At 29.1% G+C, this 11,447-nt stretch carries 9 protein-coding genes; 5 read left to right on the top strand and 4 right to left on the bottom strand.

Translation table 11 applies throughout. The annotated features are described in order from the left end of the window. Positions 1 to 14: 14 nt before the first annotated feature. Positions 15 to 1,292: a CshA/CshB family fibrillar adhesin-related protein gene (locus HCG76_RS14750; RefSeq protein WP_221701097.1), complete on the bottom strand. Its 1,278-nt coding sequence runs from the start codon at positions 1,290 to 1,292 to the stop codon at positions 15 to 17. A 155-nt stretch (positions 1,293 to 1,447) separates the two neighbouring features. After that, entirely contained in the window at positions 1,448 to 2,290 is an 843-nt protein-coding gene (locus tag HCG76_RS14755; protein WP_221701096.1) for an AraC family transcriptional regulator, read from the bottom strand. A 247-nt stretch (positions 2,291 to 2,537) separates the two neighbouring features. Here HCG76_RS14755 and HCG76_RS14760 point away from each other — a divergent pair, with 247 nt between their 5' ends. From HCG76_RS14760 to HCG76_RS14775, 4 genes are all read left to right on the top strand, one after another. Beyond that, positions 2,538 to 3,704: a glycoside hydrolase family 5 protein gene (locus HCG76_RS14760; protein ID WP_221701095.1), complete on the top strand. Its 1,167-nt coding sequence runs from the start codon at positions 2,538 to 2,540 to the stop codon at positions 3,702 to 3,704. Between the two features lie 29 nt (positions 3,705 to 3,733). Then, entirely contained in the window at positions 3,734 to 5,152 is a 1,419-nt protein-coding gene (locus tag HCG76_RS14765; protein WP_221701094.1) for an MFS transporter, read from the top strand. A gap of 75 nt (positions 5,153 to 5,227) precedes the next feature. Continuing rightward, entirely contained in the window at positions 5,228 to 7,231 is a 2,004-nt protein-coding gene (locus HCG76_RS14770) for a beta-galactosidase (RefSeq protein WP_221701093.1), read from the top strand. A gap of 118 nt (positions 7,232 to 7,349) precedes the next feature. Further along, positions 7,350 to 8,996 carry a glycoside hydrolase family 43 protein gene (locus HCG76_RS14775; protein ID WP_221701092.1) on the top strand — a complete coding sequence of 549 codons (1,647 nt, stop codon included), beginning with the start codon at positions 7,350 to 7,352 and terminating at the stop codon, positions 8,994 to 8,996. 70 nt (positions 8,997 to 9,066) lie between these two features. Here HCG76_RS14775 and HCG76_RS14780 read toward each other — a convergent pair whose 3' ends face one another. Further along, the gene (locus HCG76_RS14780) at positions 9,067 to 10,029 is read right to left on the bottom strand and encodes an anti sigma factor C-terminal domain-containing protein (protein ID WP_221701091.1); all 963 of its coding nucleotides are present in this window, start codon (positions 10,027 to 10,029) and stop codon (positions 9,067 to 9,069) included. Next, the gene (locus HCG76_RS14785) at positions 10,016 to 10,528 is read right to left on the bottom strand and encodes an RNA polymerase sigma factor (RefSeq protein WP_221701090.1); all 513 of its coding nucleotides are present in this window, start codon (positions 10,526 to 10,528) and stop codon (positions 10,016 to 10,018) included. Before HCG76_RS14785 ends, HCG76_RS14780 begins: the two co-directional genes overlap by 14 nt. 430 nt (positions 10,529 to 10,958) lie before the next feature. Between HCG76_RS14785 and HCG76_RS14790 the strand changes: the two genes are divergently transcribed. Beyond that, positions 10,959 to 11,360 carry a hypothetical protein gene (locus HCG76_RS14790; RefSeq protein ID WP_221701089.1) on the top strand — a complete coding sequence of 134 codons (402 nt, stop codon included), beginning with the start codon at positions 10,959 to 10,961 and terminating at the stop codon, positions 11,358 to 11,360. Positions 11,361 to 11,447 lie beyond the last annotated feature (87 nt).

Below are 11,447 nucleotides of genomic sequence, written 5' to 3' on the forward strand. Positions count from 1 at the left end.
ACTTTTAGCATTAATTATATATTATGCTTTTTATGATGTTTTTTCTTACAACAGCAGTACCAATAATACCATAAGCTACAGTGACTAATTACATGATAATGCGGATTAGGGCGTACAATTGGTGTTGGCTTTGGATTTGCAGGAGATATTGGTTTGGTTTTTGGAATTCCATCAAAATCTGGAGTTGAAATTACAGTAACTTTGTTAGATAAGGCTACTTTATTTTCATTAGAATTAGTATTTAATACAGCGATGCTGCATTCATTAAAAAATTTATCAGGAAGTAATAATCGATTTGTAACCTTAACGTATAACCTTATAGTTACATCTGCACCTTCAGTTACATTATCTATAGGAATAATTATATTAGTAGTATTATTAACTATTTGTGTTTTAAAAGTTACATTAGTAGTTACTCCACCCATAGTTTGAGTAACTGTAGTGGATTCTAGGTTAGCAGATAATCCAGGGTGTAAGGAGTCACTTATTCTATATTCAGTATATCCAACTGTTGAGGTTAAAGCTGTAAACTTGAAGTCAAAGAAAAATTCATAATTATTTCTTTTTATTATTATTTGATCTAGAGGGCTTTTTTCGATACTAATACCTTGTTCTTGTATCATTACTCCTATTGCAACAGCTTGTCTTTGATGGGGAGAAATCATAGTTATTTGACAATTACCTGTAGCTTGACATAAAAAAATTGGAGCATAATTATAGCCCTCTTTAACGGGAAGTTCTTGCACAGTATTTGAACCTAATCCTATTAATTCTAATTCACCAGGATATATCCAAGGGGGTGTTGGGTCTGCTTTTACAGTATCATATAAACTCCATACACCGTTTGATGTTACAAAGGTATTACTTTCTGCACCATATGGAAAAAGATTAGTTTGTTCAGCATCTGCTGCCACAAATGAATAATTAGTTATAGTATTTCCATCAGAATCTGTAATATAAATATCTTCAAGGTCAACTCGCCATACATTAAGACCATTATAACTATAGTTATAGGGATAAAAAACAGGATAACCTTGAATACCTTGATAATCAATACGACCTAAATCACCATATTCTGTAGGTAAGCTATTAGATACTAAGTTCATGTTGCCAACACCCTTTATTGTCATGTGGAAGGTATAGCCCGTATTTCCTAGTGTATTTGTAAGTTGATAAGTTTCACCAGGTTTTATTGTTAAGTTTTCTCCTAAGTTAATCCAATAAATGTATGGTACACCTTTACCGGGACTACCATCTGCTGCTTTATATGCAGTTTCATTAATAGTGCTCATTAATTTCACCTCTTTAGTAATAATACTATATTATATTCAGTGAACCATTAAAATGTTATGTATATTATACATATATAATTTTTTATAGTATAAAGTGAATATATTGATAAAGTATGTAAGTTTTAAAGAGGTATTAAGCTGTTATATGATTTGACTTATTTATTTTTACGAACTTCTCTTGGAGTACAGTTAAACTTTTCTTTAAATATTTTATAAAATAATTTATAGTTGCTAAAACCATGTCTTTCCATAATATTAGATATAGAATCTTTAGTATTAAGTAAGTCCATATAAATGTGAGAAAGTCTAATTTCATTTAAATAATCTAAATAGGTTTGTCCCATAAATTGTTTAAATTTTCTACAAAAGTATTCCGGTTGAAGATGAGCTACATCAGCTACTTCTTTAATAGAAATATGTTTATTATAATTTTGCCTAGTGAAATCTAGTACTGGTTCTAAATTAGAAAGAGATACATTAGAATGATTTAATTTATCATTAGTTATTGTAATTCTAAAATTATTATATAACAAAAAAAGAAACTCAAATAAAAGACTGGCAAATCTTAAGTGTCCAACTTCGCAAGGATACGTTTTCAAATCTTTCATGCTTTTCAAAATCTCTTTTATTTTATTTAAATTTTCATTATTACTACCATCGTTAGAATTAATACTTAAGTCAAAATAGTGATTTTTATAATTAGGTATATAACGTTTTAATAATCCAGAGGGTATTTGTAATAAAATTGACGTATTTCCATCAATACAGCGAGTTGAATGAACATTTCCTGAATTAATTAATATACAATCATCTTTTTTTAATGCATAAGAGTATTTCCCAATATCAACTTGTAAGTTACCAGATGTTATGTATAGGATTTCGATTGAGTTATGCCAATGCCTAGGAGTATAACTACCAGTATCATTAAATAGCTTAAGAACTGCATCTAAGTTTTCTGCAGGTTGTATTATCTCATGTGTAATGTTTTCTTTATTCAAAATTCTCACCCCTTTAAGATTAGTATAAAATATATTTACTTGTAAATCAATTCAAAAAAAGATAATATTGACCTATAAAATAGATAATAAAGATACTTAATTAAGCAAATGTAATTGTATACAATAATAACAGATGAAGGATTTATAAGACTTAACAAGGAACTTGAAATTGCATATATGAAATTTTGAGGATTCTCGTAAACACAAAATAGTCTTATTTTAAATAGTGAAAGAAGAGGTAATAAGTATGTATGTAAAAGGTGTAAACTTAGGAAATTGGTTAGTATTAGAAAAATGGATGAGTCCAACATTATTTTATGGAACAGATGCAGAGGATGAGTATTATCTACCAAGAAGACTACCAAGAGATGTTTATGAATCTCGTATTAAGGTTCATCGTAGTGAATATATAACAGAAAGAGATTTTGCAACTATAAAATCATTTGGTTTAAATTCAGTACGTATACCTGTACCATATTTTATTTTTGGTGATTGTGAACCTTTCATAGGATGTGTAGAAGAATTAGATAAAGCATTTAACTGGGCTGAAAAATATGAATTAAGTATTTTAATTGACCTTCATACTGTACCAGGAAGTCAAAATGGATTTGATAATGGTGGAATTTCAGGTGTTTGCAAGTGGGCACAAGATCCTGAAAATGTTGAATTTGCTTTAAGTGTATTAGAAAGATTGTCAGAGAGATATGGAACAAGAAAAAGCCTTTGGGGAATTCAAATATTAAATGAGCCTGTTACAGAAAATATGTGGGATGTATTTGATGTACAAAGTAGGTACAAACCTGTAGAACCAGAATTAGCAGAAGGAAGTGGACCTATTTCCTTAGAATTTTTACGTGAGTTTTACGTTGATGCATATAGAGTACTACGTAAGCATATGCCAGAAGATAAAGCAGTTGTTTTCCACGATGCCTTTGAATTAAAATCATGGAAAGATTTTATGAGAGATGATGAATTTAAAAATGTAGTTTTAGATACACATCAATACTTAATGGTAGCAGAAGCTTTCGGATGTGAAAAAAGTACTGAAGCTTATGTAAACTATATCAAAGAAAATTTTGAAAAAGATGTAGCTGAAATGCAAGAATATTTCCATGTTATTTGTGGAGAATGGAGTTTATTTAATTCTTATGGAACTGGAATAGATACTAAGGGTGGACAATCTCCTCTAAGTGGCGTAGTAGCAAATGAAGAGACATTATCAGTTGAAGAAAAGAAAGAATTATATTCTTCTGTAGCAGAAGCTCAACTTAATGCTTGGAAAAAGGGTAGTGGATATTATTATTGGAATTATAAATTATTACTAGATACAGTCAATGAGCCAGGATGGATTGGATGGGATAGCTGGGATTTAGGAAAGTGCGTAGCACAAGGTTGGTTTCCAATTGAAAAATAATTAATATTTGAGGGTGAGAGGTTATAATTATGGAAGCAAAATTAAAGGTCAATGTAAACGAAAAAATGAATCCAAATGCAAAACTTTCTTTTAAAGAACGTTTAGGCTATGGTATAGGAGATTATTCAGGAAATTTAATATATTCATCAATAAGTGCATTTTTATTACTTTATTATACAAACGTTGTCAATGCAGATGCAGCAATGGCAGCATCAATAATTGCAATATCAAAAATATTTGATGGTATTTCAGATCTTATAATGGGTAGAATTGTTGATAAGACTAAATCTAAATATGGTAAAGCAAGACCATGGATATTACGTTTATGTGTTCCATTTGCAGTATCAGCAGTGCTTATGTTCTCAGTACCAGAAAGTTTAAGCGGAAAATATATGTTTATTTATATGTTTTTAACTTATAACTTAGTTTCAACAGTATTCTTTACTGGTATTAACGTTCCATATGCTGCTATGAATGGGCTTATGACAACTAATCAATATGAACGTGGATTATTAGGAAACTTCCGTATGTTACTAGCTACTGCTGGAACAATGACAGTAAATACATTTGTATTAAAAATGGTTGTTGCTTTAGGTAATGGAGATCAATACAATCGTGCTGGTTGGACTAAAGCTTTCGTAGTAATAGGAATTGCAACAGTTGTATTAAATTTATTTATGTTTGCTACTTGTAAAGAAAGAGTTGTAGAAGAGTCATCATCTAATAGTGATAAAAAAGAAGAAGTGTCATTTATAAAATCTTTAAAAGGTCTTTTTACAAATAAATATTGGTTATTAATGGTTGGAGTACTTTTTGTAATGTACTTTATGATGTCTTGTTTCTTTGGATCAGCTGCATATTATGCACAATATGTTATAGGAGATATAAATAAATTTGCACCTATATCAAATGCATTATCAATGGCGCAAATTGCTACAATGTTCTGTACACCATTTATTATGAAGAAAATAGGAAAAAGAAACACAATGCTAATTGGTACTGGTGTTGCAACTATAGGATTTGTATTCACTGGAGTTGCTGGAGCTAGTGTAAGCCTTCAAGTTGTTGCTTCTGTAATAAAGGGAATGGGATTTGGATGTTCTGCTGCAGTTATGTTTGGTCTTTTACAAGATGCTATTACTTATGGACAATGGAAAAATGGCTTTGGAAGTTCAGGTATGGGAAATGCTGCATCTTCTTTCTGTATGAAAGTTGGTTCAGGTATTGGAACAGCTGCTTTAGGTTGGATTTTAGCTGCTGGAAAATTTGATGCTACTTTAGCAATTCAAAGTTCTTCAGCTATGAATGCTATTGGAATGTCATTTATATGGATCCCAGCTATTACTATGGGTATTGGAGTAGTTTGTATGTGTTTCTATGATTTAGATAAGAAATATGACAAAATAATTGCTGACTTAGAAGCTGGAAGATACATGAATAGTAAATAGTTATTATAAAGAGACTGTACAATTATTATTTAATACAGTCTCTTTATTTAAATTAGGATGAGATGGGGAGAAAATATGAATTCAGAGATTTTATTTGGAAGTGCATATTATTTAGAGTATATGCCTTATGAGAGATTAAAAGAAGATATTAAAATGATGAAAGATGCGGGGATGAATGTAGTTCGTATTGCAGAATCAACATGGAGCACTTTAGAACCTAGTAATGGAAAGTTTGATTTTACATATATAGATAGAGTTTTAGAGTTAGTAGAAAAGGAAGGAATGAAAGCAATAATAGGTACACCAACTTATGCTATTCCTTCATGGCTTTCAAATGAAGATTCAGACATTATGGTTACAACTAAACAAGGACAAGCTAAATATGGTCATAGACAAATAATGAATATTGCCAATAATACATTTAGATTTTATGCAGAACGTGTAATTAGAAAATTAATTGAGCACACTGTAAATACAAATTGTGTTATAGGCTTCCAAATAGATAATGAAACTAAGCATTATGGAACAGCTAATGAGTATGTTCAAAAAATGTTTAAAGAATATTTGATAGAAAAATTTAAAACAACAGAAAACTTTAATAAAACTTTTGGATTAGCTTATTGGAGTAATTCTATTAGTAATTGGGATGACTTACCTGATATAAGGGGATGTATTAATGGAGGACTTGCTAGTGAGTTTGAGAAATTCCAAAGAACTTTAGCAACACAATACTTAATGTGGCAATCAGAAATTATAAAAGAATATAAAAGAAATAATCAATTTATAACTCATAATTTTGATTTCCAATGGAAGAAATTTGGAGCTGATATTGCACAAGATGGATATTCTTATGGTGTACAACCAGATATAAATCATAAGGAAGCATCAGAGGCTGTAACCATTGCAGGAACAGATATATATCATCCAACACAAGATGATTTAACAGGAGCAGAAATAGCTTTTGGTGGAGATGAAATAAGAACATTAAAAAATGATAATTATCTTGTACTTGAATGTCAGGCACAAGCTTTTAAATATTGGACTCCATACCCAGGACAACTTAGATTACATGCATATAGTCATTTAGCTAGTGGAGCTAACGGGATGATGTATTGGAATTGGCATTCTATTCATAATGGCTATGAGACTTACTGGAAGGGATTATTAAGTCATGATTTAGAAAGTAATCCTACTTATGAAGAGGCATGTACATTAGGAAAAGAATTAAAAGTGTTTGGAAAGAATTTAGTAAATTTAAAGAAGAAAAATAAAGTGGCACTTGTTATTGATAATGAGTCATTAACAGCATTTAAATGGTTTCCAATAGATAGAGACTTAAGCTATAACGATGTAGTTAGATGGATGTATGATTCTTTATATGAAATGAATATAGAATGTGACATTGTATTTGCTAAAGATTTAGATGTTGATAAATATAAAGTAATAATAACTCCGGCTCTTTACAGTACAAGTGAAGAAGTTCTTTATAAATTAAAATCATTTGTAGAACAAGGAGGAGTACTAGTAAGTTCATTTAAATCATTTGTAGCTGATGAACATTTAAGTGTTTATCATCATAAACAACCTCATATATTACATGAATGTTTTGGAATTAGCTATAATCAGTTTACTGAACCTGGAAAAACAACTATAGATGGTAGGAAAATAGAGTACTGGGCTGAATTATTAAAGTTAGAAGGTGCAGAAAGCTTATACAACTATGAACATAAATACTGGGGTAAATATTCAGGTATAACTAGAAATGGCTTTGGAAAAGGATATGCATATTATATTGGATGTTATACAGAAAAGGATTTACTAAAGGAAATTTATAAAAAGGCTATGGAGGATGCGAAGTTAATAGATGAAATACCAGAAGTATCTTGGCCTATAATAATCAAAAATGGATACAATTCTTTAGGTAAAAATCTTCATTATATATTACATTATAGTGAAGAAAATAATAAATTAAAGTGTCCTTATGATAATGTTAAAGATATTTTTACTGGAAAGGTTTATAAAAAGGATGATGTTATATCATTAAGAGATTGGGATGTAATAATCTTAGAAGGGCAGTAATTAAGAGATTAAAATATAGTTTAGATAATGGGGAGTATATAAAATGATATACAACCTAATAGTAGATAAATATAGACATTAAAAAATAATATGATATGAATTAAGGGGAGAGTATATTATGATAAAAAATCCAATATTACCAGGATTCAATCCAGATCCATGTATTTGTAGAAAAGGCGAAGATTATTATATGGCAGTATCATCTTTTGAATGGTTTCCAGGAATTCCAGTTTATCATTCAAAGGATTTGAAAAATTGGGAGCTATATAGTCATGTATTAACTGATGATGTGGCTGTAGATTTAAAGAAATTACCATCAGCAAAGGGAATTTGGGCTCCATGTTTAACATATTGTGAAAAGGAAGATTTATTTTATGTAGTTTATGGAGTAATGAACTCTATGAATGCTAGATACTTTGATGTGGACAACTATTTAATTACGGCAAAGGATATTAAAGGGCCTTGGAGTGAATCAGTTTATATTCATTCATCGGGCTTTGATGCATCAATATTACATGATTATGATGGAAGAAAGTATATTGTATCATTAGAATGGGAAACTAGAGAAGGCTATGAAAAACCAGGAGCTATATGTATGGTTGAATATTCTTCAGAAAAGAAAGAGATAGTAGGATATCCAAAGAGAATATGGTCTGGTGGAACTGATAGGGGATGTATAGAAGCTCCACACTTAACTAAACGTGGAGATTACTATTATATAATGTGTGCAGAAGGTGGAACTGGATATGGTCATAGTGTAACTATGGGAAGAGCTAAAGAAGTATGGGGACCTTATGAGGGAGATCCAACAAATCCAATATTAACATCTATACCTGGAGATTTTTATGAAAGACATGATCCTGATCATTTAAAGCCTAAGTATTTTAATCCAGAATCAGTACTTCAAAAATCAGGCCATGGAAGTTATGTTGAAACTCAATTAGGAGAAGTTTATTTAGTTCATCACACAGCAAGACCATTTGTACCAGAATTAAGATGTACTCTTGGACGTGAAACTGCAATTCAAAAAATGAAATGGACAGATGATGGCTGGCTAAGAATGTATGATGATTTAAATTTAGCTAAGGAATATGTAGCTGAAAGTAAGCTTCCAGAATATAAAGTGCCTCAAATACCAAACTTTGATGATTTTGATGGTGAGGAGCTTGGACTTCAATATTATGCTCCAAGAATAGCACCTTCATCATTTGCAGATGTTAAAGCTAGACCTGGCTTTGTAAGAATTAGAGGTCAAGAATCTAGATGTTCTTTAAATAAGGTTAGTATACTAGCTAGAAAGTTAACATCAGTTTATGCAAAGGTTACTACAAAAATGGAGTTTAAGCCAGAGGTACATCAACATAGTGCAGGACTTATTATGTATTATGATAATATGAACTATATTTATTTAAGAAAGTATTATAGTGAAACCTTAGGACAAAGTGCTTTATCTATAATTCATCTTGAAAATGGAGAAAAAACTGAGTTTTTAAATACTAGAATATCGGTAGATGAATGTCCTATATATCTTAGATTAAATGTAGAAGGACGTCAGTCTTATTTTGAGTGGAGTTATGATGGAGAAGCTTATAATAAGATAGGAAAGGTTTTTGATACAACTAAGTTCTCAGATGAATATTGTAAGTATGGTGAATTTACAGGAACTTTTGTTGGTATGACTTGTGCAGATAGAGTACTTCATAAGCATTATGCAGATTTTGATTTCTTTAATTATGAGGCGGATGAAACAAAGGATGTTAATTAAATATATTAGATTATAGAAATAGAGGGTGCCATAAAGCTTGTAGAGAGCAAATTTTATGGCACTTTTTAATTTAATATATAGGATCAGTTATTACACCAAAGCTTGAAGCTTTAATAATAGGATTTCCTATTATTTTTTTTAAGTCTTCCTTAGTTCCTTGAATAACTACTCCAAGTATTTCAGCATCATTTGAAGATGTTTTACCTTTAGTCATAATTTCTTTATATAATTTTTTATGGTCTGATGAGTAGCTTTTTTCTAAATTTTCTATAATTTCATCATAATATTGAGTATATGAAATGTTATCAAAAGTATAAGCACTATATAATGGTATTCCTATAGTATCTTCTTCTGGTATTCCAGCTGATTTAGCATCATAATTCTCAACTGAATATCGATATTCATTCATTTTTTCTTCGGTGAATTCATTTAACCATGCCCATGTTATCTTTGAAGGTTGTAGTTCTGTTTGAATAGTATATAAGTCCTTTATTTTATATGATTTATCAAAGGATATAGCCATTTCAATTATTTTTCCATCAGGAATTGTATCTAAATTAGCTAAATCATTCTGATATTCCTTATAATTAAGTTCAGGGTGAAAAAAACTTAGCTTTTTATAACTATTTTCCCAAAGATGAACAGGCCATTCTCCTCCTACAATATATCCATTGCCAGTGCCCCTAAAATAATTCATTGGAGGTATTAGACCAAAAAGTGAAATTCTATCTTCTAAAATAACAGACTTATCACAAACTTTTTTAGCTATTTTATAAGTTCCATTCCCGCCTAAGAATCCTATAATATCATTTGATTCACTTATATATCCATTAGGAACAGTTAATTTTACATAAGCTTCATCAGCTTCATATTTCTTTGCACTTAAATTTAGACTAATTATTATATTGGCAAAAGTTCCAATTATAAAAATAATTAAGGCGATTATTATTATTTTTATTGTAGATTTAAGCTTGGCCTTTTTAACAGATTTTCTTAGTTTTTTATCATCAAAAATATCATCAATATTGTTCATACTTTTTAATCCACTCCTCTTTAAATTTATTTCTTGCTCTGTATAAATAAGTTTTTACAGTATCTTCATTTATACCTAATAAAAGTCCAATTTCCTTATAACTTAAATCAAGTTCATATTTAAATATAAGTAATGATTTATATTCTTCTTTTAAACTATTAAGAGCTTCTTTAATTTCCTTACACTTTTCTTTGCATAAAATTTCCTTTTCAACAGTTAAATCGTGAATCAATTGTTCATAAAAATTTACTTCATCAATAGAAACAGAATTTATTATTTTAGTCCGTTTAATATGATTTTTATATCTATTAATAGCAACTCTAAATAACCAAGAAGAAAGATTTTCTATAGCAACACCATCCATATATTCAATTGCCTTTATAAAACTATCATGGACAATATCTTCAGCATCACTAATTGAACATCCACATTTAACTAAGTATAAGCAAATTATTTTAAATTGTTTTTTATATAAGTTTATTACTATATCTGCGTCCATTCATCCCCCTATGTAAAATTTTAAGGCCTTATGTATGTAAGACAATTTAATAATTGAAATGTATACAAAAAAATATAAAAATATTTTTTGATTTTAAATATAAATATAATAATAAGATATTATCATAGTATAATATGGAAAATATATAATGTGAAATAAATTAAAGTAATAGATCAGTTACTGAGTGATACAAAATAAATAGAAGGATTTAAAAAAAGGTAGCTTTTATAGCTATCTTTTTATATTATAAAAAATTTTTATTTTTTACAAAAACTAGTTAGATAAATTTATAAAATTTAATATCTACAACTTATTTCGACAAAAAATATGGAAGAAAGTTGTTATAATTAATAATAAAATGAAAATATACATTTAAATTATTTAAGTAAAGTAAACTTTAGATTAAAGATAGAAAAGGATGATGGGTAATATGATTATACTAGAAAAACAAATGAAATTAGCAAATGAAGCAGTAGAACTAATTAAAGAGTTTAGAGAAGAGGCTGCAATATTAGGAACAAATCCTTTAAAGGCTATAAGTATAAAAGAAAATGGTAAAGTAATTGAAGTAGATGATGAATTTGAAGGTGTAAAAGAGTACTCACTTAATGAAATAAGTTCAATATTTGGAGCAGAAATGAGAGGAGGGGGTCCGTGTACTGCAGGATTCTATGAAGCTATTAGCTTAGCAGAAGCAGACTTAGAGTATGATTTTAAAAGATATTCTAAAGAAGAGTTTAAAGAGTATTCTGGAAATTTAAAATATGCAGAATTTAGATGTGAAGAAATATATGAAAGATTAGAAGAAATTCAAAAGGAACTTTTAGAATAGATAATAAGATGGGGCTGTATCATATTGAATTTATAAATTCAATATAGATACGGCCTATTTTAATATTTTTTATTATTATTCATATTT

It is taken from the genome of Clostridium sp. K13, from assembly GCF_019734195.1.
In the GTDB taxonomy this organism is placed as follows: Bacteria; Bacillota; Clostridia; order Clostridiales; family Clostridiaceae; genus Clostridium.

Excerpts from the sequence above, each read along its gene's own strand:
- HCG76_RS14760 (WP_221701095.1), top strand. The coding sequence starts at position 2,538 with ATGTATGTAAAAGGTGTAAACTTAGGAAATTGGTTAGTATTAGAAAAA.
- HCG76_RS14780 (WP_221701091.1), bottom strand. The coding sequence starts at position 10,029 with ATGAACAATATTGATGATATTTTTGATGATAAAAAACTAAGAAAATCT.
- HCG76_RS14790 (WP_221701089.1), top strand. The coding sequence starts at position 10,959 with ATGATTATACTAGAAAAACAAATGAAATTAGCAAATGAAGCAGTAGAA.
- HCG76_RS14750 (WP_221701097.1), bottom strand. The coding sequence starts at position 1,292 with ATGAGCACTATTAATGAAACTGCATATAAAGCAGCAGATGGTAGTCCC.
- HCG76_RS14765 (WP_221701094.1), top strand. The coding sequence starts at position 3,734 with ATGGAAGCAAAATTAAAGGTCAATGTAAACGAAAAAATGAATCCAAAT.
- HCG76_RS14785 (WP_221701090.1), bottom strand. The coding sequence starts at position 10,528 with ATGGACGCAGATATAGTAATAAACTTATATAAAAAACAATTTAAAATA.
- HCG76_RS14770 (WP_221701093.1), top strand. The coding sequence starts at position 5,228 with ATGAATTCAGAGATTTTATTTGGAAGTGCATATTATTTAGAGTATATG.
- HCG76_RS14775 (WP_221701092.1), top strand. The coding sequence starts at position 7,350 with ATGATAAAAAATCCAATATTACCAGGATTCAATCCAGATCCATGTATT.